Origin of the sequence: Nocardioides sp. 1609, from assembly GCF_004522105.1 — a bacterium.
In the GTDB taxonomy this organism is placed as follows: Bacteria; Actinomycetota; Actinomycetes; order Propionibacteriales; family Nocardioidaceae; genus Nocardioides.
This window is the reverse complement of record NZ_SPUJ01000003.1, coordinates 829184-849576: the sequence shown is the minus strand read 5'-3', so window position 1 is coordinate 849576 and position 20393 is coordinate 829184. Positions and strand designations below refer to the sequence as shown.

The 20393-nt window shown below is 73.5% G+C and carries 22 protein-coding genes; 19 read left to right on the top strand and 3 right to left on the bottom strand.

Annotated elements, in window-relative coordinates:
• Nucleotides 1-8 precede the first annotated feature (8 nt).
• Nucleotides 9-1787 carry a DUF3352 domain-containing protein gene (locus E4623_RS10220; RefSeq protein WP_134766375.1) on the top strand — a complete coding sequence of 593 codons (1779 nt, stop codon included), beginning with the start codon at nt 9-11 and terminating at the stop codon, nt 1785-1787.
• Nucleotides 1788-1796: 9 nt separating this feature from the next.
• Here the strand turns inward: E4623_RS10220 and ybaK are convergent, their stop codons facing one another.
• A complete protein-coding gene (ybaK, locus tag E4623_RS10215) occupies nt 1797-2294 on the bottom strand; it encodes a Cys-tRNA(Pro) deacylase (protein WP_134766374.1) in 498 nt (165 codons plus the stop codon).
• The gene (locus E4623_RS10210; RefSeq protein WP_134766373.1) at nt 2294-2959 is read right to left on the bottom strand and encodes an LON peptidase substrate-binding domain-containing protein; all 666 of its coding nucleotides are present in this window, start codon (nt 2957-2959) and stop codon (nt 2294-2296) included. The genes ybaK and E4623_RS10210 overlap by 1 nt, the downstream gene beginning before the upstream one ends.
• A gap of 90 nt (nt 2960-3049) precedes the next feature.
• Here E4623_RS10210 and hisD point away from each other — a divergent pair, with 90 nt between their 5' ends.
• The 18 genes from hisD to E4623_RS10125 all read left to right on the top strand — a co-directional run bounded on the left by hisD (nt 3050) and on the right by E4623_RS10125 (nt 19979).
• Nucleotides 3050-4393: a histidinol dehydrogenase gene (hisD, locus tag E4623_RS10205; protein ID WP_134766372.1), complete on the top strand. Its 1344-nt coding sequence runs from the start codon at nt 3050-3052 to the stop codon at nt 4391-4393.
• Nucleotides 4390-5496, top strand: a complete 1107-nt coding sequence (locus tag E4623_RS10200; RefSeq protein ID WP_134766371.1) for a histidinol-phosphate transaminase — start codon at nt 4390-4392, stop codon at nt 5494-5496. The genes hisD and E4623_RS10200 overlap by 4 nt, the downstream gene beginning before the upstream one ends.
• Nucleotides 5493-6110, top strand: a complete 618-nt coding sequence (gene hisB, locus E4623_RS10195) for an imidazoleglycerol-phosphate dehydratase HisB (RefSeq protein WP_134766370.1) — start codon at nt 5493-5495, stop codon at nt 6108-6110. The genes E4623_RS10200 and hisB overlap by 4 nt, the downstream gene beginning before the upstream one ends.
• Nucleotides 6107-6757 (top strand): imidazole glycerol phosphate synthase subunit HisH, encoded by a 651-nt coding sequence (gene hisH, locus E4623_RS10190; protein WP_134766369.1) that lies wholly within the window; start codon nt 6107-6109, stop codon nt 6755-6757. The genes hisB and hisH overlap by 4 nt, the downstream gene beginning before the upstream one ends.
• Entirely contained in the window at nt 6754-7080 is a 327-nt protein-coding gene (locus tag E4623_RS10185; RefSeq protein WP_134766368.1) for a hypothetical protein, read from the top strand. Before hisH ends, E4623_RS10185 begins: the two co-directional genes overlap by 4 nt.
• A gap of 10 nt (nt 7081-7090) precedes the next feature.
• A complete protein-coding gene (gene priA, locus E4623_RS10180; RefSeq protein ID WP_134766367.1) occupies nt 7091-7843 on the top strand; it encodes a bifunctional 1-(5-phosphoribosyl)-5-((5-phosphoribosylamino)methylideneamino)imidazole-4-carboxamide isomerase/phosphoribosylanthranilate isomerase PriA in 753 nt (250 codons plus the stop codon).
• Nucleotides 7840-8613 carry an imidazole glycerol phosphate synthase subunit HisF gene (gene hisF, locus E4623_RS10175; RefSeq protein ID WP_134766366.1) on the top strand — a complete coding sequence of 258 codons (774 nt, stop codon included), beginning with the start codon at nt 7840-7842 and terminating at the stop codon, nt 8611-8613. The genes priA and hisF overlap by 4 nt, the downstream gene beginning before the upstream one ends.
• 64 nt (nt 8614-8677) lie before the next feature.
• The gene (locus E4623_RS10170; RefSeq protein WP_134766365.1) at nt 8678-10258 is read left to right on the top strand and encodes a hypothetical protein; all 1581 of its coding nucleotides are present in this window, start codon (nt 8678-8680) and stop codon (nt 10256-10258) included.
• An 8-nt stretch (nt 10259-10266) separates the two neighbouring features.
• The gene (locus E4623_RS10165; protein WP_134766364.1) at nt 10267-10812 is read left to right on the top strand and encodes a hypothetical protein; all 546 of its coding nucleotides are present in this window, start codon (nt 10267-10269) and stop codon (nt 10810-10812) included.
• A gap of 68 nt (nt 10813-10880) precedes the next feature.
• On the top strand, nt 10881-11186 hold the full coding sequence (locus E4623_RS10160; protein ID WP_134766363.1) for a hypothetical protein: 306 nt from the start codon (nt 10881-10883) through the stop codon (nt 11184-11186).
• A 122-nt stretch (nt 11187-11308) separates the two neighbouring features.
• Nucleotides 11309-13132, top strand: coding sequence for an ABC transporter ATP-binding protein (locus E4623_RS10155; RefSeq protein WP_134766362.1), 1824 nt, complete (start codon nt 11309-11311; stop codon nt 13130-13132).
• Nucleotides 13129-15039 (top strand): ABC transporter ATP-binding protein, encoded by a 1911-nt coding sequence (locus E4623_RS10150; protein WP_348537289.1) that lies wholly within the window; start codon nt 13129-13131, stop codon nt 15037-15039. Before E4623_RS10155 ends, E4623_RS10150 begins: the two co-directional genes overlap by 4 nt.
• Before the next feature lie 51 nt (nt 15040-15090).
• Entirely contained in the window at nt 15091-17178 is a 2088-nt protein-coding gene (gene pta / locus E4623_RS10145) for a phosphate acetyltransferase (protein WP_134766361.1), read from the top strand.
• The gene (locus E4623_RS10140; RefSeq protein WP_134766360.1) at nt 17175-18389 is read left to right on the top strand and encodes an acetate kinase; all 1215 of its coding nucleotides are present in this window, start codon (nt 17175-17177) and stop codon (nt 18387-18389) included. The genes pta and E4623_RS10140 overlap by 4 nt, the downstream gene beginning before the upstream one ends.
• Entirely contained in the window at nt 18386-18739 is a 354-nt protein-coding gene (gene hisI / locus E4623_RS10135; RefSeq protein WP_134766359.1) for a phosphoribosyl-AMP cyclohydrolase, read from the top strand. Before E4623_RS10140 ends, hisI begins: the two co-directional genes overlap by 4 nt.
• Nucleotides 18732-19322 carry a Trp biosynthesis-associated membrane protein gene (locus E4623_RS10130; RefSeq protein WP_134766358.1) on the top strand — a complete coding sequence of 197 codons (591 nt, stop codon included), beginning with the start codon at nt 18732-18734 and terminating at the stop codon, nt 19320-19322. Before hisI ends, E4623_RS10130 begins: the two co-directional genes overlap by 8 nt.
• A 40-nt stretch (nt 19323-19362) precedes the next feature.
• Nucleotides 19363-19563: an HGxxPAAW family protein gene (locus E4623_RS22590; RefSeq protein ID WP_167736557.1), complete on the top strand. Its 201-nt coding sequence runs from the start codon at nt 19363-19365 to the stop codon at nt 19561-19563.
• Between the two features lie 11 nt (nt 19564-19574).
• Nucleotides 19575-19979 carry a DUF2752 domain-containing protein gene (locus tag E4623_RS10125; RefSeq protein WP_167736556.1) on the top strand — a complete coding sequence of 135 codons (405 nt, stop codon included), beginning with the start codon at nt 19575-19577 and terminating at the stop codon, nt 19977-19979.
• Nucleotides 19980-20014: 35 nt separating this feature from the next.
• On the opposite strand, the gene E4623_RS10120 is transcribed toward E4623_RS10125, so the two are convergent.
• Nucleotides 20015-20341 (bottom strand): DUF4190 domain-containing protein, encoded by a 327-nt coding sequence (locus tag E4623_RS10120; protein ID WP_134766356.1) that lies wholly within the window; start codon nt 20339-20341, stop codon nt 20015-20017.
• Between the last annotated feature and the right edge of the window lie 52 nt (nt 20342-20393).

Sequence of the window (20393 nt, the reverse complement as noted above, 5' to 3'; positions counted from 1 at the left end):
GTCGCCTCATGTCCAGCCAGCTCCCTCCGTCCGGTCCTCCCGCGGGCCCGCCGCCCGGCCCGCCCCTGGGTCCGCCGCCCTCGGGTCCGCCCGAGTTCCTCGACAGCGGTTCCTCCTCCGGCCCGGTCCCGTCGTCGCGTGCCGACGGCCCGGTTCCCTCGGGTGGACGCCGCCGCGCCGCCATCGCGGGCGGCGCGATCGCCGGCATCGCCGCGATCGGCACCGGGGGCTACTTCGCGTGGAGCGCCTACTTCGCCACCGGTCCGCAGCCGGCCGAGGCGCTGCCCGACAGCACGGTCGCCTACGTGAGCGTCGACCTCGACCCCAGCGGCAAGCAGAAGCTGGCCGCGCTCGACGCCCTCGAGAAGTTCCCGGCGTTCGAGGAGAACGTCGACGTCGACCGCGACGACGACCTGCGCCGGACCCTCGTCGAGCTGGTCCAGCGCGAGGAGGGCGTCTGCCCCGACATCGACTACGCCGACGACATCGAGCCGTGGCTCGGTGACCGGTTCGCGATGGCCGCCGTCGACCTCGGCGACGGGAACGGCGACGTCGACGACGTCGCGGCTGTCGGCGTCCTCCAGGTCACCGACGCCGACGCGGCCGAGGAGGGCCTCGAGCAGCTGCTCGGCTGCCTGGGCGAGGGCGGCGACGACCTGGGCGGCTGGTCGGTCCAGGGTGACTGGGTCGTGCTCGCCGAGACCGACGACCTCGCCGAGCAGGTCACCGACGCGGCCGCCGACGCGCCGCTGTCCGACGACGACGACTTCGTCAGGTGGACCGACGCCGCCGGCGACGAGGGCATCCTCACCGCCTACGCCGCCCCCGCGGCGGGTCCGCTCCTCGCCGAGGCGGTCGGGTCGTTCGGCGGCATGGCCGCGATGGCGGTGCCCAGCTGTCCCGCGCCCGCGCCGGGCGCCGCGGCCGACCCCGGCACCGACATCGACCCCGTCGTGCCGCCGTGCGGCGACGTCGAGGTTCCCGAGCCCGACGCAGCGGCGTCCGAGCTGCGCGACCAGCTCGAGGACTTCGAGGGGATGGCCCTCAAGGTGCGCTTCGACGACGGCGGTCTCGAGGTCGAGGCGGCCACCGGCGGTGCCGTCAGCGGTCTCGACGCGCTCCCGGCGTCCGAGCGCGGCGACGACGTCGTCGCGACGCTGCCCGACGACACCGCGATGGCGCTCGGCCTCGGGTTCGAGGAGGGCTGGTTCGACGCCCTCGTCGAGGGCGTCGCCGCGGGCAGCGGCGGCGTGCTCGACGTCGACGAGATGATCGCGACCATCGAGCAGGAGACCGGTCTCGAGCTTCCCGAGGACGCCGAGGCCCTGCTCGGGGAGTCGGCCGCGCTCGCCGTGAGCGGTGACATCGACGTCTCCGAGGTCGGGGGGATGCCGGACCCGACCGGCCTGCCGGTCGGCATCAAGGTCGAGGGCGACACCGACCGGATCGAGTCGATCCTGGAGGAGCTCGACGCCGCCGAGGCCGGGGTGGAGCACCGCAGCGAGGGCGACCACGTCGCTGCCGGCTTCTCCGCCGACTACGTCGACTCCCTGCTCGACGACGGCGACCTCGGTGCCACGGACGCCTACCAGGACGTCGTCCCCGAGTCCGAGGACGCCTCGGCGGTGCTGTTCGTGAACTTCGACGCCGGCTCGTGGCTCGACCGGCTCGCGGCGGGCGACGACGAGGTCGCCGCCAACCTCGAGCCGCTCAGCGCGGCCGGGCTGTCGGCCTGGGTCGACGACGACGACGTCGCGCACAGCATGCTGCGGATCACCGTCGACTGAGCCGTCTGCTCAGCTCCGGCCGATCGGGGCCGTGGTGGCACCCGTGACCGCGACCAGGTCGGCCGGAGCCAGCTCGAGGTCGAGGCCCCGCCGTCCGCCCGAGACCAGGACCGTGTCGTGGTCGAGGGCGCCGGCGTCGACGACCGTGGGGTGCGCGCGCTTCTGCCCGATCGGGGAGATGCCGCCGACGACGTACCCGGTGGCGCGCTCGGCTGCCGCCGGGTCGGCCATCTGGGCCTTGCGGCCCCCGGCCGCGCGGGCCAGCGCCTTGAGGTCGAGCTGGCCGGTCACCGGGACGACGCCGACGACCAGCCGGCCGTCGACGTCGGCGAGCAGGGTCTTGTACACCCGCGCAGGCTCGACGCCGAGCGCCTCGGCGGCCTCCGAACCGTAGGACTCCGCCCGCGGGTCGTGGTGGTACTCGCGCAGGACGAAGTCGATCCCGGCCGCCGTCAGGGCGACGGTGGCCGGGGTGCCGCCCGCCCCGGCCGGCTTCCGCCTCGCCATCAGTTCGGCGACCAGCGGGTCCGGGCCACCTCCGTGGCCGGCAGCGAGGGGATGACGTTCATCGCGCGCAGCTCGGAGCGGAGCAGGTCGGTGACCAGCACCAGCCGCTCGCCGGCGTCGTCGGCCTCGAGCAGCGCCTGCCGGTCGTGCAGGGGCAGCGGCGCGCAGGCGGCCAGCGTCCACGACAGGTACGACGCGTCGCGCGGCAGCATGCCCTCGTAGGGGTCGGCACGGATCTCCGACAGCGCCTGGCGGTAGGCGGTGAACGTCGACCGCGCCCGGTCGAGGACCTCGGGGGCGACGTGCGAGGTGGGCTCGGGGAGCTCCTCGACGTGGCCGACCGGGAACGGGCCGCTGGTGTCGAGCCGGTCGAGCTGGATCCGCTCGAGCCCGACGGCGACGACGTCGAAGGTGCCGTCGCCGTGCGACTCGATCTCGGTGAGCAGCGCCTTGCAGCCGACGCGGAACAGCGACTGCGCTCCGTGGTCGCCGACCTCGTAGCCCTCGCGGACGCCGACGGAGCCGAAGAGCCGCTCCGTCGGGTCCTCGATCCGGAGCAGGTGGTGGACCAGGGCGCGATAGCGGTCCTCGAAGACGTGCAGCGGCACGCTGAGCCCCGGGAACAGCACCGCGTTGAGCGGGAACATGGGCAGCTGCTCGGTCACGTGCCCAACCTAACGGGCCCCGGCCACCCCTGAGGGCCATGCTGCGCCACCGCGTCCGAGCGTGGCGGGCCTCCCACCTAGAATCGAGCCATGATCCGCCGCATCGACCTCCGGGGAGCTCTCGCCTCAGGCGCTCCCGTCGACTACCGCGCCGCCGTGCCGCGCGCGGACTTCGACGTCGAGGCGGCGATCCCCGCCGTCCACGACATCTGCGAGGCCGTCCGTACCCGTGGTCTCGACGCGATCCTCGAGCTCAACGCGCGCTTCGACGGCGGCACCGCCGACGACGACATCCGGGTGCCGGCAGCAACGATCACCGCCGCGCTCGAGACCCTCGACCCGGGGATCCGCGCCGGGCTGGAGGAGTCGATCCGTCGCCTGCGCGCCACCTGCGCCCGCGAGCTCGAGCACGACGTCACCACCGAGCTCGGCCCCGGCGCCACGGTCACCCACCGCAAGATCCCGGTCGACCGGGTCGGCCTCTACGTGCCCGGCGGTCTCGCGCCGCTCGTGTCCAGCGTGCTGATGAACGTCGTCCCGGCCCAGACCGCCGGCGTCGGCTCGATCGCGCTCGCCAGCCCGCCGCAGCGCGACCACGGCGGCCTCCCGCACCCGACCATCCTGGCCGCCTGCGCGCTGCTCGGCATCGACGAGGTGTACGCCGTCGGGGGAGCCCAGGCGATCGCGATGTTCGCCCACGGCACCGCGCCCTGCCGCCGCGTCGACCTGGTCACCGGTCCCGGCAACATCTACGTCGTCACGGCCAAGCGGATCCTGAAGGGCCTGGTCGGCATCGACTCCGAGGCCGGGCCGACCGAGATCGTCGTGCTCGCCGACGACACCGCCGTGCCCGCGCACGTCGCCGCCGACCTGGTCAGCCAGGCCGAGCACGACCCGCTCGCGGCTGCGGTGCTCGTGACCCCGTCCGAGGCCCTGGCCGACGCGGTCCTCGCCGAGCTCGAGGTGCAGGTCCCGGCCACCAAGCACGTCGAGCGGATCCGCACCGCGCTCGCCGGCGCGCAGTCGGGCGTCGTCCTGGTCGACGACCTCGAGCAGGGCCTCGACGTCGTCAACGCCTACGGCGCCGAGCACCTCGAGATCCAGACCACCGACGCCGCCTCCTGGGCCGCGCGCGTGCGCAACGCCGGCGCGATCTTCGTCGGTCCGCACGCGCCGGTGAGCCTCGGCGACTACTGCGCCGGCTCCAACCACGTGCTGCCCACCGGCGGGTGCGCCTGCCACTCCTCGGGTCTCTCCGTGCGCGCGTTCCTGAAGTCCGTGCACGTCGTCGACTACAGCCGCGCGGCGCTCGCCGAGGTCGCCGACCACGTCGTCACCCTCGCCGAGGCCGAGGACCTGCCCGGGCACGGCCAGGCCGTGCGGGTCAGGTTCGCCGACGTCGAGCCCGACGTCGAGCCCGACGGGCTGCCATGACCTTCCCGCCGATCCGGGAGGAGCTGCGCGGCATCGAGCCGTACGGCGCCCCGCAGCTCCCCGTCGACCTGGTGCCGGTCCAGCTCAACGTCAACGAGAACCCCTACGCCCCCTCGGCTGCCGTCGTCGCCGACGTCGCGACCTCGGTGGCGCAGGCGACGACGTCGCTCAACCGCTACCCCGACCGCGAGTTCACCGACCTCCGGGCCGGGCTCGCTGCCTACCTGTCGGGCGACAGCGCCGGGGTGCCCGTCGCGCCCGAGCAGGTCTGGGCGGCGAACGGCTCCAACGAGGTCATGCTCCAGCTCCTGCAGGCCTTCGGAGGCCCCGGCCGCACCGCGGTCAGCTTCGCGCCGACGTACTCGATGTATCCGGAGTACGCGCGCGACACCCACACCCGCTGGCTGACCGGACGTCGCGAGAGCGACTTCAGCCTCGACCTCGACGCCGCCCGCGAGCTCGTCGAGGCCGAGCGGCCCTCGGTCGTCCTGCTGCCCTCGCCCAACAACCCGACCGGCACCGCGCTGCCGCCCGAGGCCGTCACCATGCTGTGCGAGGCGGTCGGCGACGGGGGAGTGGTCGTGGTCGACGAGGCCTACGGCGAGTTCCGGCGGGCCGGCACGCCGAGCGCCCTCGAGCTGCTGCCCGTGCACCGCAACCTCGTCGTGTCGCGCACGATGAGCAAGGCGTTCGCGCTCGCCGGCGCCCGCCTGGGCTACCTGGCCGCCGCCGCGGAGATCTGCGACGCCGTCCGCGTCGTCCGGCTCCCGTACCACCTCTCGGCGGTCACCCAGGCCGTCGCGCTGGCCGCGCTGCGCCACGCCCCCGAGCTGCTGGGCCGGGTCGACGACCTGCGCGCCGAGCGCGACGCCACCGTCAGCTGGCTGCGTGGGCAGGGGCTCGACGTCGCCGACTCCGACGCGAACTTCGTGCTCTTCGGGACCTTCGCCGACCGGCACGCGGTGTGGCAGGCCCTGCTCGACCAGGGGGTGCTGATCCGCGAGACTGGCCCCGACGGCTGGCTCCGGGTCTCGGTCGGCACCGCCGAGGAGATGACGTCGTTCAAGCACGCCCTCACCAGGGCCCTGAAGGAGATCGCATGACCCGCACCGCACGCATCGAGCGCCAGACCAGCGAGTCGAAGGTGCTCGTCGAGGTCGACCTCGACGGCTCGGGCCGACACGACATCTCCACCGGCGTCGGGTTCTACGACCACATGCTCACCGCGTTCGCCCGGCACAGCCTGGTCGACCTCGTCGCGCGCACCGAGGGCGACGTCCACATCGACGGCCACCACACCGTCGAGGACACCGCCATCGCCCTCGGCCAGGCGCTGCGCCAGGCCCTCGGCGACAAGTCCGGCATCCGCCGCTTCGGCGACGCCACCGTGCCGCTCGACGAGGCGCTCGTCCAGGCCGTCGTCGACGTGTCCGGGCGCCCGTACTGCGTGCACACCGGCGAGCCCGAGGGCCAGCAGTACGTCGCGCTCGGCGGCGGCGTCCCCGGCAGCGTCGCCTACCTCGGCTCGCTGACGCGGCACGTCTTCGAGACCATCGCGTTCCACGGTCACCTCGCCCTGCACGTGCGGGTGCTGGCCGGCCGCGAGCCGCACCACATCGTGGAGACCCAGTTCAAGGCGTTCGCGCGGGCCTTCCGCGACGCCGTCGCCATCGACCCGCGCGAGACGGGCATCCCCAGCACCAAGGGTGCGCTGTGACCACACCCTCCGTCGTCGTCCTCGACTACGGCTCGGGCAACCTGCGCTCCGCCGTGCGCGCGGTGGAGCGCGCCGGGGCCGACGTCACGCTGACCGGCGACTTCGAGGCCGCGCTGGAGGCCGACGGGCTGCTCGTCCCCGGCGTCGGGGCGTACGCCGCGTGCATGGCCGGGCTTCGCGCGGTCAAGGGAGACCGGATCATCGGACGCCGCCTCGCCGGCGGCCGCCCGGTGCTCGGCATCTGCGTCGGCATGCAGGTCCTCTTCGAGCGCGGCGTCGAGCACGGGGTCGAGACCGCTGGGTGCGACGAGTGGCCGGGCACGATCTCGCGGCTCGAGGCCGACGTCGTCCCGCACATGGGCTGGAACACCGTCGACGTCCCGGATGGGACCAGCCTGTTCGCCGGCATCGAGGACGAGCGGTTCTACTTCGTCCACTCCTACGCCGCACGCACCTGGGACCTCGTCACCACCGGGCACACCCGGGCACCGCTCGTCACCTGGGCCGAGACCGGGCCGTCGGAGCAGCGCGGCGACCGGTTCGTGGCGGCCGTGGAGAACGGGCCCCTGAGCGCGACCCAGTTCCACCCCGAGAAGTCGGGGGACGCCGGGGCGGCACTGCTGCGCAACTGGGTGCTGAGCCTATGAGCAAGGAGCGGGCCCGGCGCCGCGAGGCCCGGGAGCGCGAGCTCGCCGCCGCGGCCGTCGTCCGCGCCGCCGAGGCCGAGAAGCGCCGCCGTCGCGAGGCCCGGCGGGCCACGCTCACCCGTCTCGTCCCCACCTCCGCGCCCGGCCAGAGCGGCACGCTGGCCGCCCGCAGGCGCCAGGCCACCGGGCTCGTCGTCGCCGGCGTCGTCTGCCTCAACGTGCTGGTCTTCCTCGGCACCAGCTCCTGGGAGCCACGGGCGCTGTTCCTGCTGCTCTGCGTCCTCGTCGGCCCCATCGCCGCCGCCCTGATCACCCGGAAGTGAGAACCACCCCATGAGCGACTACCTCCAGCTGCTGCCCGCCGTCGACATCACCGAGGGCCAGGCCGTCCAGCTCGCCCAGGGCGTCGCCGGCTCCGAGCGCGCGTACGGCGACCCGGTGGCCGCCGCGATGCGCTGGCAGGACGCCGGCTCCGAGTGGCTGCACCTCGTCGACCTCGACGCCGCCTTCGGCCGGGGGAGCAACCGTGAGCTGCAGGCCGAGATCGTCGGCACCCTCGACATCGACGTCGAGATGAGCGGCGGCATCCGCGACGACGAGTCGCTCGCCGCTGCGCTCGCCACCGGCTGCCGCCGGGTCAACATCGGCACCGCGGCGCTGGAGCAGCCTGAGTGGTGCGCCCGGATCATCGCCGAGCACGGCGACCGGATCGCGATCGGCCTCGACGTCCGCGGCCGCACCCTCGCCGCGCGCGGCTGGACCCGTGAGGGCGGCGACCTCTACGAGGTGCTGGCCCGCCTCGACGCCGAGGGCTGTGCGCGCTACGTCGTCACCGACGTCAACAAGGACGGCATGCTCGCCGGGCCGAACCTCCAGCTGCTGCAGGACGTGTGCGCGGCCACCGACCGGCCGGTCATCGCCTCCGGCGGCGTCACGACGCTCGACGACATCCGGGCCCTGATGGGACTGGTCGAGGTCGGCGTCGAGGGCGCGATCGCCGGCACCGCGCTCTACGAGGGTCGCTTCACCCTCGAGGACGCCCTGGCCCTCACGCTGCCGCGACGGTCCGGCAGGACGCCGTCGTGAGCCTGGCCGTCCGCGTCATCCCGTGCCTCGACGTCGACGCGGGCCGGGTCGTCAAGGGCATCAACTTCGTCGACCTGCGCGACGCCGGCGACCCCGTCGAGCTCGCCCGCGCCTACGACGCCGAGGGCGCCGACGAGCTGACCTTCCTCGACATCTCCGCCTCCCACGAGGGCCGGGCGACCACGATGGACATCGTCTCCCGCACCGCCGAGGAGGTCTTCATCCCGCTGACCGTCGGTGGCGGCGTCTCCTCGGTCGACGACGTCGACCGGCTGCTGCGCGCGGGCGCCGACAAGATCGCCGTCAACACCGCAGCCATCCGACGCCCCGAGCTGGTCGCCGAGATCGCCGACCGCTTCGGCAACCAGGTGCTGGTGCTCTCGGTCGACGCCCGGCGCGTCGCCGGTCGTGAGGGCGGCACGGACTCCGGCTTCGAGGTCACCACGCACGGCGGGCGCACCTCCGCCGGCCTGGACGCCGTCGAGTGGGCCGCCCGGGCCGCCGAGCTCGGCGCCGGTGAGATCCTCCTCAACGCCATGGACTCCGACGGCACCCAGGACGGCTTCGACCTCGAGCTGATCCGCCTGGTCCGCGCCGCCGTCTCGATCCCGGTCATCGCCTCGGGCGGTGCCGGCTCCGTCGACCACTTCGCCCCCGCCGTCGACGCCGGCGCGGACGCCGTCCTGGCCGCCACGGTCTTCCACTTCGGCACGCTGCGCATCGGTGACGTCAAGGGAGCGCTGGGTTCGGCCGGCCACCCGGTGCGCTGATCCCGTTTCGCCGGCGGGGCGTCGGGTAGGGATCGGACGTCCCGCTCTACCCCAAGGAGTCCCCGTGACCGGAGACGTCACCACGCCGTCGGACCTCGCCCCGCTGAAGCAGCCGCTCGTCGAGGCGGTCATCAACGCCTACTTCCGCAAGGCGACGATCTTCGCCGAGGGCGACGCCGCCGGCGACGGCTCCGTCATCCCCCTGGTCGAGTCCACCGGGGGGAGCTGCGACGAGGGTCGCTTCGACTTCTACTTCTCGCTGCTCAACTCCGACCACCCGATGGCGTCGACCGGGCACCGGATCTACGTCTCCTACCCCGGCGGGCAGTGGCGGGAGGACGTGCCCCTCTGGTTCGACAACGACACCAGCGGCCCCTTCGACGCCGCGGCGGCGTACGGCGAGATCGAGGACCTGGTCTCGAGGTGGATCGACCCGTTCGTCAACGGCCACAGCCCCCACGAGTTCACCAACCAGATCGCCAGCATCGCGGCGATCATCGACCAGCTCTACATCCAGGACGAGGTGAGGATCGGGGGCAACCCGGTCGCGCCGGGCGACGACGAGGGCACGACGTCGGTGCCGGTCTCCGACATCCAGACCTGCGTCGCCGACATCCAGACCGAGATCGGCGACCTGAGCGGCCTGGCCATCGACGCGCTCGAGAGGAGCTACACCAACGACGTGGGCCTGACGATCTCGGGACAGCGAGCCATGGCGATCGTGGCCGGCCTCGCCCTCACCGGCGAGGCCGCGGCGTGGAACAAGGTCTACAGCGACCTCCGCACGTTCTTCACCAACGCCACCGCCGACTTCAACTCCTACGCCCAGAGTCGGGGAGCCTCCGGACAGGGCGAGGTGCAGACGCTGTCCGTCATCTCCGGTGTGGCGGCGGTCGCCTCCGGCGCCACCGCCGCGTTCCCGCCGGCATCCGGCACGTTCGGCGTGATCTCCGGCGTCGCGAGCATCGGTGCCGCGCTCTGGCCCCAGGAGGAGGCCATCGAGCCGACCGAGATCGTCCTGGGTGGCGGCTCCTACGACGAGTACTGGTCGTCGTTCACGACGTCGGTGCGCGCCGTCGACGCCGAGCTCACCAACGCCGAGCGCTGCCTCGCCACGATGTGCAACCGGATGCTCGAGGACGCCGCCAGCTTCCCCGACGCCTTCTCGATCACCAACAGGAAGCCGGACGACTCCGGTCAGGGCAACGACTACCTCGACCTCCAGCGCTTCCTCGACGCCAACCGGAGCAGCCCGGACTCGGAGCTCTACGCAGGCACCGAGATCAACATCGTGCACGCCAAGCTGAGGAACGTCGCCGGCATGATCGAGACCATCGGCGACCACCAGCGCGACGTCGCCGGCAAGCTCGGGGGGGCGGACTCGGCCGGCAACCCGAGCGCGCTCGTCGAGTCCGAGTGGTCGCGCGAGTCGCTCGACGGCGTCGTGCTCGGGTCCGGCCCGCACGGCCACTTCGCGAGCTACGAGGCGCTCGTCGACAGCCTGGTCGGCCTCCTGGTCCAGGAGGCCGACACGGCCCACCGGGTGGCCGAGCACGCCTTCGACATCTCCACGGACTTCTCGCTCACCGACGCGGACCGCGAGGCGGAGCTCGACGCGATCGCCGCTCAGTTCGACACCGTCTGATGGTCGGCGTGTCCGTGCTCCGCCGGGCGCCAGCCGCAGCGGTGGCCACGGCGGCCTGCGTGGTGCTGGCCGCCTGCGGCGAGGAGTTCGTGACCGGGACGAACGAGGAGCCGGCCGGCCCGGCGCTCACCGCACCCGGGACGGCGCTGGAGCTCGGTGAGGCGGCCACCGTCCCGATCGGCCGCAACGGCGTCGCCCGACTGGTCGTGACCAGGATCGAGGAGGGCCGGCCGGCCGACCTCGAGGCGTTCGGTCAGGACGCCAGGGCCGCCGTGTCCTACGTCTGGATGACGGTGACCCGGGTGTCGGGCGACGTGGGCGGCTTCGCCTCCTACGACCACGTCCACGGCTGGGCGGGCGACGACCTCGTCCCGCACGTGCTGACCGACCCGCGGCCCTACGATCCGTGCCCCACCCGCTACTTCCCGGACGACGGTCCCGTGGGTGTGCTCGAGACGTGCACCGTCTTCACCAGCGCCACCCCGATCGACCGGGTCGGCTTCCACGACGCCGGCGACTACCGGCGCAACGCAGCGGAGGTCGTGTGGCGCTGAGGTGGGCCCCGTCAAGGTGACGACGGTGCCGGCGGCCGGACCGGCCGAGGCCGTCTAGGGTCCGACCCATGAGCTACGAGGTGTACGACGGCGACGCGCCCGCGACGGGCGAGGTGCTCTGGCAGGTCCTGGTCGAGTACTCGAACCGCGGGGACGCGAAGCCGTCGACCGTGGTCGAGGTGTTCAGGGAGCGGTATCGCGACGTCGAGTCGGCCGACGAGGCGGCCCTCGAGATCGCCCGGACCTACGACCCGCCCGACCCGTGGTCGCCGCAGGGCCGCACGGTCTTCCGCGAGGCAGCCGGCTACCTGACCGTCGTCCGGGGCGCCACCAAGTCGTTCCACTTCAGCACCCGCGTCGTGCAGGAGGTCTGACCGGCTTGACCTCACGTGCGGTCGAGGTTGCATCCTGATCCTCGACACGAGCGAGGAATAGCCGGCGGCCGGACGAGGTTGCCGCAGGCTGTGCGCCCCCGCACCCCGACCGCAGGAGAATCGTGACCGACACCGCCGCACCGCCGTCCCAGCTCGGGCGCGGCTCGACGAGCGCGGGCTTTGCGGTCCTGTGGGTCGCGATCAAGCGCGAGCCGTGGATCTTCACCCTCTCCACGATCGGCAGCCTGCTCTTCGGCGCGCTCACCGTCGCCGACGCCTGGGTGCTCGGGTGGGCCACCGACCACGTCGTGCTGCCGGCGTTCCGCGACGGCGAGATCGGCGCGGACATGCTGTGGGCGGTGCTCGCCCTCTTCGTGGGCGTCGCCATCCTGCGCGCGGTCGGCATCGTCGCGCGCCGCCTCGGGGCCGGGATCATGCAGTTCCGGATGCAGGCCCGCTACCGCCGCGACGTGACCCGCCGCTACCTGGCCCTGCCGATGCAGTGGCACCAGAAGCACCCGACCGGCGAGCTGCTCAGCAACGCCAACGCCGACGTCGAGGCCGCGTGGGGACCGATCGCGCCGCTGCCGATGGCGGTCGGCACGGTCGCGATGATGGTGATCGCCGTCGGCCAGATGTTCTTCGCCGACGTCGCGATGGCCACCGTGGGACTGCTGGTCTTCCCGGCCGTCATCGTCACCAACATCGTCTACCAGAGCCGCGCCCAGGGCTGGGCGACCCGTGCCCAGCAGCTGCGCGCCGAGGTCAGCGAGATCGCGCACGAGTCGTTCGACGGCGCGATGGTCGTCAAGACCCTGGGCCGCGAGGTCGAGGAGACCGAGCGGTTCGCCCGCAGGGCCCAGGAGCTGCGCGACGTCAACATCCGCGTCGGCCGGATCCGCGCGGCGTTCGACCCCGTGCTCGCGGCGCTGCCCAACGTCGGCGTCCTCGTCGTGCTCGCCGTCGGCGTCCAGCGCGTCACCAGCGGCGCCACCGACCCCGGCGACGTGGTCACCGTCGCCTACCTGCTCACGATCGTCTCCTTCCCCATCCGCTCCATCGGTTGGCTGCTCGGCGAGTTCCCTCGCAGCGTGGTCGGCTACCGACGCGTCGACGCCGTCCTGCGCGCGACCGGCGAGATGCCGTACGGCGACGCCGTCGTCCCCGCACCGCCCGGCGGCGGGGGAGCACGGCTCGAGGTCGCTGCCCTCGACTACGCCTACACGCCCACCCAGCCGCTGCTGCAGGACCTGTCCTTCACCGTCGACCCTGGCCGCACGGTCGCCCTGGTCGGCGCTACCGCCTCGGGCAAGAGCACGCTCACCACGCTGCTGACCCGCCTCGTCGACCCCGACGGCGGCGCCGTGCTCGTCGACGGGGTCGACGTCCGCGACCTCGCCCGCGGCGCGCTCGCCGATGCCGTCTCGATCGTCCCGCAGACCCCGTTCCTCTTCGACGACACCGTCCGCGGCAACGTCGCCCTCGGCGCCGACGTCAGCGACGACGAGGTGTGGGCGGCCCTGCGGGTCGCCCAGGCCGACGGGTTCGTCGCCGCCCTGCCCGACGGGCTCTCCGCCCGCCTCGGCGAGCGCGGGACGTCGCTCTCGGGCGGCCAGCGCCAGCGGCTCTCGCTGGCCCGCGCCCTCGTCCGGCGTCCGCGGCTGCTGATCCTCGACGACGCCACCTCCGCCGTCGACCCCGAGGTCGAGGCCCGGATCCTCGCGGGCCTCAAGGGCAGCGCCGAGGACGGGCAGAACGACACGACGCTGGTCGTCGTGGCCTACCGCAAGGCCACCATCGGCCTGGCCGACGAGGTCCTGCACCTCGAGGACGGCCGGATCGCCGACCGGGGCACCCACCGCGAGCTGCTCGACCGCTCGCCGGCGTACGCGCGCCTGGTGAACGCCTACGAGCAGGAGCGCGAGACCGAGGAGGCCGCCCGATGAGCACCACCGACACCGACACCACCGGCGAGGCCGCCGACGGGACCACGGGCGGCACCACGGGCGGCGCCACGGACGGCACCGCGGACGGCACGGCCCGCGGGGCGTCGGCGTCCGGCACCTCGATGACCACCGGCGAGGAGCTCGGCGCGATCGAGACGATCCGGCGCGGCATCCGGCACTCGCCCGAGCTCACCCACGGCATCCGCGGCACCCTGGCGCTCGCCGTCCTCGCCTCGGTCGGCCAGGTCGTCGTCCCGATCGCCGTGCAGCAGACCCTCGACCGCGGGCTCAACGGCCCCGGCGGTCCCGACCTCTCCTACACGGTCCTGATGGGGGTGCTCGCCGGCCTGGCGGTCGTGATCACCAGCGTCGCGTCCTACCTCATGACGACGCGGCTCTTCACCGTCGCCGAGCACGGCCTGGCCACCCTGCGGGTCAAGGCGTTCCGGCACGTGCACGACCTGCCGCTGCTCACCCAGAACACCGAGCGCCGCGGTGCGCTCGTCTCGCGCGTCACCAGCGACGTCGACCAGGTCAGCCAGTTCCTCGTCTTCGGCGGGCTGCTCTTCATCATCAGCATCGGCCAGGTGCTGATCGCGACCATCGTGATGCTCTTCTACTCCTGGCAGCTCGCGGTCGTGGTCTGGGTCTGCTTCGCGCCGCTGTTCCTGTCGCTGCGCTACTTCCAGCGCAAGCTGTCCGACGCCTACAGCCTGGTCCGCCGCCAGGTCGGCTCGATGCTCTCGGCGATCTCCGAGCCCGTCGTCGGCGCGGCCGTCGTGAAGTCGTACGCCGTCGAGGCCCGCACCCAGGCCCGCATCGACGAGGCCGTCGCCATCCACCAGCGCGCCAGCACCCGCGCACAGGGCTTCACCGCGGTGTCGTTCTCGCTCGGCGGCCTGTCCGCCGGCCTCGCGAACGCCGGCGTGCTCGTCGTCGGCATCTGGCTCGGACAGGGCCGCTTCTGGAGCGCCGGAGACATCACCGCCGGCGAGGTCCTCGCCTTCGCGTTCCTCGTCACCCTGTTCGTCGGACCCGTGCAGATGGGCACCCAGATCCTCACCGACGCCCAGAACGCGATCGCCGGCTGGCGCCGCGTCATCGGCATCCTCGACACCCCGGCCGACCTGGTCGACCCCGGCGACGACGGTCACGTCCTGCCGCGCGGCCCGATCGACGTCCGCTTCGCCGACGTCGGGTTCGCCTACCCGGGCGGCCCGCCCGTGCTGCGCGACGTGACCCTCGACATCGACGCCGGCCGCCGCGTCGCGATCGTCGGCGAGACCGGCTCCGGCAAGTCCACCTTCGCCAAGCTGCTCACCCGGCTGATGGACCCCAGCAGCGGCGCGGTCCTCCTCGACGGCATCGACGTCCGCGACGTCCGGCAGACCTCGCTGCGCTCGAGCGTCGTGCTGGTGCCCCAGGAGGGCTTCCTCTTCGACGACACCATCACCGCCAACGTCCGCTACGGCAAGCTCGACGCCACCGAGGACGACGTCCGCGCCAGTGCCGAGGAGCTCGGCCTCGGCGACTGGCTGGCCGGCCTGCCCGCTGGCCTCGACACCCGGGTCGGCCAGCGCGGCGAGTCGCTGTCGGCGGGGGAGCGGCAGCTCGTCGCGCTCCTGCGCGCCCACCTGGCCGACCCCGACCTGCTCGTCCTCGACGAGGCCACCAGCGCGGTCGACCCCCAGCTCGAGATGCGTATCGGCCGCGCCCTCGAGCGCCTCATGTCCGGCCGCACCAGCGTCACCATCGCCCACCGCCTCTCGACCGCCGAGAACGCCGACGAGGTCGTCGTCGTCGACCGCGGCCGCGTCGTCCAGCGCGGCCCGCACGCCGTCCTCGTCGCCGAGCCCGACAGCGTGTACGCCGGCCTGCACCGCAGCTGGGTCTCCCAGCAGTCGTAGCCGTCGCCTCCCCGCGGTCGCCGCCGAGGGCGGCGAACTAGGCTGCCACGGGTGAGCTCCAGGATGATGATCGCGTCGCCCGAGGGGCATGCCGGCAAGTCGATCGTGGCGCTGGGCCTGGTGGACGCGTTGAGCCGGCGGGTGGGCAGGGTCGGGGTGTTCCGGCCGGTGTCGCGGTCGAGCGTGGCGCGCGACAGCGTGCTCGAGCTGCTGCTGAGGCACGACGCGGTCGACCTCGGGTACGACGAGGCGGTCGGGACGACGTACGAGGCCGTCCACGAGGACGCCGACGCGGCGCTCGCGACGATCGTGACGCGGTTCCACGCGCTGGAGGACCGCTTCGACGCCATCGTGGTCGTCGGCACCGACTACACCGACGTCGGCAGCCCGGCCGAGCTGAGCTTCAACGCGCGGGTGGCGGCCAACCTCGGCGCGCCCGTCGTGCTGGTGCTCGGGGGACGCGACCCCGAGACCGGAGCCGTGCGGACGGCGGGTGACCTGCACCAGCTCGCGGACGTGACGCTGCCCGAGCTGCGCACCGCCCACGCGCACCTGGCCGCGATCGTCGTCAACCGCAGCGACGTGCCCGCGACCGAGATCACCGAGATCACCGGCCTCGCCGACGTGCCGGTGTGGGCGATCCCGGAGGACCCGATCCTGTCGGCGCCGACCGTCCACCAGCTCTTCGAGGCCACCGACGCCGAGCTCGTCGGTGGCGACGCCGCGCTGCTCGAGCGCGAGTCGCTCGGCACGGTGGTGGCCGGCATGTCGATGGACCACGTGCTCGACCGGCTCATCGACGGCGGCATCGTGGTCGTCCCCGGTGACCGGTCGGACGTCGTCGTGGCGACCCTGCTGGCCCAGCGGTCCGAGGGGTTCCCGACGGTCGCGGGGATCATCCTCAACGGCGGCTTCGACCTGGCCCCGCCGGTGCAGCGGCTCATCGACGGCCTCGACGTCGCGATGCCGATCGGGCGCTCGCCGCACGGCACCTACGAGACCGCGCGGCGGGTCGCAGCCACCCGCGGCATGCTCTCGACCGGCACGCAGCGCAAGCGCGACACCGCCCTGGCGGTCTTCGAGAAGCACGTCGAGGTCGACCGGTTGCTCGACGTCCTCCAGCTGCAGCACTCGAGCGTCGTGACGCCGCTGATGTTCGAGCAGGGGCTCATCGAGCGGGCCCGCGCCGACGTCCGCCACATCGTGCTGCCCGAGGGCGACGACGACCGGGTCCTGCGCGCCGCCTCGACGATCCTGCAGCGGGGTGTCGCCCGGCTGACCATCCTCGGCGACGAGACGGCGGTGCGCGGTCGCGCCGCCCAGCTCGGTCTCGACCTGAGCGGGGCCGCCGTGGTCGCGACCACCGACGAGACGCTGCGGCACCGCTACGCCGAGGCCTACCGGGTCGCCCGCGCGCACAGGGGGACGACGTTCGAGGAGGCCTGGGAACGGGTCGCCGACGTGTCGTACTTCGCGACGTTGATGGTCCACCTCGGCGACGCCGACGGCATGGTCTCCGGCGCCGCGCACACCACCGCCCACACCATCCGGCCGTCGTTCGAGGTGGTGAAGACCAAGCCCGGCGTCTCGGTCGTCTCCTCGGTGTTCCTCATGGCGCTGGCCGACCGGGTGCTCGTCTACGGCGACTGCGCCGTGGTCCCGGAGCCGACGGCGACCGAGCTCGCCGACATCGCGATCTCCTCGGCGCGCACCGCGCTCGACTTCGACATCGAGCCGCGGGTCGCGATGCTGTCGTACTCGACGGGGGAGTCCGGTGCCGGCGCCGACGTCGACAAGGTGCGTGAGGCGACGCGCCTGGTCCGCGAGCGGGCGCCCGAGCTGGCGGTCGAGGGGCCGATCCAGTACGACGCCGCGGCCGACCCGACCGTCGCCGCGGCGAAGATGCCCGACAGCGAGGTCGCCGGCCGCGCGACGGTCTTCGTCTTCCCGGACCTCAACACCGGCAACAACACCTACAAGGCGGTGCAGCGCTCGGCCGGCGCGCTCGCGATCGGACCGGTGCTGCAGGGGCTGAACAAGCCCGTCAACGACCTCTCGCGCGGCGCACTGGTGGCCGACATCGTCAACACCGTCGCCATCACCGCCATCCAGGCCCAGGGTCCGAGGACGCCGGCGTGAGCTGCGTCTTCGTCGTCAACGCCGGCTCCTCGAGCCTGAAGTACCAGCTCGTCGACGTCACGGCGGGTGTCGCCCTGGCCAGCGGGCTCGTCGAGCGGATCGGCGAGGCGCGCAGCCCCGCCCGGCACGTCGCCGGCGACGTCCGGTCGGAGCAGGAGGTGCGGGCCGCCGACCACGAGGCGGCGTTCGCCCACGTGCTCGCCGCCTTCGCCGAGCACGGTCCGGCCCTCGACGACGGGCGGGTCGTCGCGGTCGGTCACCGCGTCGTCCAGGGCGGCGACCGGTTCGACGCCGCCGTCGTGATCGACGAGGACGTCGTCGCCGCCATCACCGACGTCGCCCCGCTGGCCCCGCTGCACAACCCCGCCAACCTCCTCGGCATCACCGCGGCGCGGGCGGCGTTCCCGGCGCTGCCGCACGTCGCCGTCTTCGACACCGCCTTCCACCGCACCCTGCCGCGCGCGGCGTGGCGCTACGCGATCGACCGGGCGGTCGCGGACGCGCACCACGTGCGCAAGTACGGCTTCCACGGCACCAGCCACCAGTTCGTCGCCCGACGCACCGCCGAGCTCGTCGGCCGGCCGCTCGAGCAGACCCGCACGATCGTGCTGCACCTCGGCAACGGCGCCAGCGCGTGCGCGGTCGACGGCGGCCGGTCGGTCGAGACCTCGATGGGCATGACGCCGCTCGCGGGCCTGGTGATGGGCACCCGCTCGGGCGACGTCGACCCCGGCGTGCTCGTGCACCTGCACCGGGTCGCCGGGATGAGCGTCGACGACCTCGACCGGCTGCTCAACCAGCGCTCCGGCCTGGTGGGGCTGACCGGCACCGGCGACCTGCGCGACGTCGTCCGCGCGGCCGGGGCCGGCGACGACCACGCCGTCGAGGCGCTCGAGGTGCTGGCGCACCGGCTGCGCTCCACCATCGGTGCCTACCTGGCGGTGCTGGGCGGCGCCGACGCGATCGCGTTCACCGCGGGGGTCGGCGAGAACTCCGCACCCGTCCGCGCCGCCGCGCTCGCCGGGCTGGAGGGTCTCGGCATCGAGCTGGACGCCGCCCGCAACGAGTCCGGCCCCGCGGAGCGGCGGATCTCGACCGACGCCTCGCGCGTCGCGGTGTGGGTGGTGCCGACCGCCGAGGAGCTCGAGATCGCCCGGCAGTCGGCGGCCGTCGTCGAGGACGCCCGGCCGCCCGCGATACTGGACCCGTGACCTCGCTGGACCCCGCCATCGCCGCCCGCCTCAAGCGCACCCCCGACGACTCCGGACGCGGGCTGGTCGCGGCGATCGCCCAGCAGCACGACACCGGCGAGGTGCTGATGCTCGGCTGGATGGACGACGAGGCGCTGCACCGCACGCTGACGACCGGGCGGGCGACGTACTGGAGCCGCTCGCGGCAGGAGTACTGGGTCAAGGGCGACACCTCCGGGCACGTGCAGCACGTTAAGGAGGTGCGCCTCGACTGCGACGGCGACACCGTGCTGGTCAGCGTCGACCAGGTCGGCGCCGCCTGCCACACCGGCGACCGCACCTGCTTCGACGCCGGGCTCCTGCGTGGCTGAGCGCTCCCGCTTCGGCGTGGTCGTCCTCGGCGGCCTGGTCGCCGGCGGCGCGGCCGCGGTCGTGGGGGCCCGCGACTGGGTGTCGCTCGACGACGGCGGCTCCGGCGACCTGGTCTTCGCGAGCACCGGCGGCGTCGACCTCACCGCCCCGCCCGTGACGGCGACCGCGCTGGTGCTGCTGGCGTCGTGGGGCGTCGTGCTGGTCACCCGCGGCGGGTTCCGCCGGGCCGTGGCGTGGCTCGGACTGGTCGCCGCGGTCGCCGTCCTCGGGTTCGCGGTGGCGTCGTGGCTCGTGCGTCCCGACGAGGTCGCGGACGACCTGCCGACCCTCGACCTCGACGTCGGCCGCACGGTGTGGGCCTACCTCGGCGTCGGCGCCGGCGTCCTCGCCGTGACGACGTCGGTGCTCGCCGTCCGCGGGGTGGGGCGGTGGCCGGAGATGGGTCGGCGCTACGACTCGCCCGTCGAGGCGACCGCCGCGCCGCCGTCCGACGACGCCGAGCAGGCGAGCCTCGACCTCTGGAGGGCGATGGACGAGGGCCGCGACCCGACCGACTCCCCGGACGACGGGACGGGCCACTAGGATCGCCGTACCGCCCGCACGCACGACCGAGGAGCCCTGCATGTCTGACAACCACGGCAACACCCCCGCTGCGTGGACGGCGGTCGTGGTCGCCCTGGTCGGGTTCGTGGTCGGCGGCGCGGGCCTGATGCTCTCCCCGATCAACTTCGCGGTCTTCTGGGTCGGGGTGGGCCTCAACGTGGTCGCCGGACTGCTCTTCGTGGTGATGGCCAGGCTCGGCTACCACGAGTCGAGCCACTGACCGCCGACCCGGTGCTCGCGACCCGCACCCGCCAGGTCCTCTGGCCGGCTGCGACGATCGGCGGCCTGGCGGCCGCCACGGTCGCCCTGGCCCTGCGCGACCCGCACTCCCAGGGCTCCTGGGGCGCCTGCCCGAGCGCGGCGCTGGGTTTCGCGTGCCCCGGCTGCGGCGGCCTTCGCGCCGTCAACGACCTGACCCACGGCCGGTTCCTCGACGCCGCCTCGAGCAACGTCCTGCTCGTCGCGATGATCCCGGTCGCGGTCTTCCTGCTCGGTCGCTGGGCGCTCGACGCCTGGCGCGGCACCGACCGCCCGGCGTCGGCCCTCACGACGCCGCTCGTCGTGCTCCTGCTGATCGCGCTCGCGGTGTTCACCGTGGCGCGCAACCTGCCCTTCGGGACATGGCTGGCGCCCTGACCCACGAGGGACCAGGGCGCCGTCCAGCGAGTCGGTCAGCTGCCGGCGAGGCCGGCACCCGCCGCGAGCAGGATGATGTTGAGCACGATGCCGACGACCGACAGCGCGGTGCCGACGATGCCGCAGATGTAGCCGGCCTTGATGTTGCCGCGGTTGCCGTAGGACTGCGGCGCCCGGTCGATCTCCTCGAGCGCCTTCTTGCCCATGACGATCGCCGGGATGCCGGTGAACAGACCACAGCACACCAGGCTCAGGATGCCCAGGATCAGGACGGTGGTGCCCTTCGGGTGGTCCTGCGGCGCACCGCCGTAGCCACCGGGGGAGCCGTAGGGGTTGGACGGGGGCGGAGCTCCGTAGCTCATGTGATCTCTCTTTCCATCTGCTGGAGATGACGTGGGGTCGCGCCAGACCTTA

What these genes read in the sequence shown, in the direction of transcription:
- E4623_RS10220 (WP_134766375.1), top strand. Translation starts at nt 9, where the DNA reads ATGTCCAGCCAGCTCCCTCCGTCCGGTCCTCCCGCGGGCCCGCCGCCC.
- ybaK (WP_134766374.1), bottom strand. Translation starts at nt 2,294, where the DNA reads ATGGCGAGGCGGAAGCCGGCCGGGGCGGGCGGCACCCCGGCCACCGTC.
- hisD (WP_134766372.1), top strand. Translation starts at nt 3,050, where the DNA reads ATGATCCGCCGCATCGACCTCCGGGGAGCTCTCGCCTCAGGCGCTCCC.
- E4623_RS10200 (WP_134766371.1), top strand. Translation starts at nt 4,390, where the DNA reads ATGACCTTCCCGCCGATCCGGGAGGAGCTGCGCGGCATCGAGCCGTAC.
- hisB (WP_134766370.1), top strand. Translation starts at nt 5,493, where the DNA reads ATGACCCGCACCGCACGCATCGAGCGCCAGACCAGCGAGTCGAAGGTG.
- E4623_RS10185 (WP_134766368.1), top strand. Translation starts at nt 6,754, where the DNA reads ATGAGCAAGGAGCGGGCCCGGCGCCGCGAGGCCCGGGAGCGCGAGCTC.
- priA (WP_134766367.1), top strand. Translation starts at nt 7,091, where the DNA reads ATGAGCGACTACCTCCAGCTGCTGCCCGCCGTCGACATCACCGAGGGC.
- E4623_RS10160 (WP_134766363.1), top strand. Translation starts at nt 10,881, where the DNA reads ATGAGCTACGAGGTGTACGACGGCGACGCGCCCGCGACGGGCGAGGTG.
- E4623_RS10150 (WP_348537289.1), top strand. Translation starts at nt 13,129, where the DNA reads ATGAGCACCACCGACACCGACACCACCGGCGAGGCCGCCGACGGGACC.
- E4623_RS22590 (WP_167736557.1), top strand. Translation starts at nt 19,363, where the DNA reads ATGTCTGACAACCACGGCAACACCCCCGCTGCGTGGACGGCGGTCGTG.
- E4623_RS10120 (WP_134766356.1), bottom strand. Translation starts at nt 20,341, where the DNA reads ATGAGCTACGGAGCTCCGCCCCCGTCCAACCCCTACGGCTCCCCCGGT.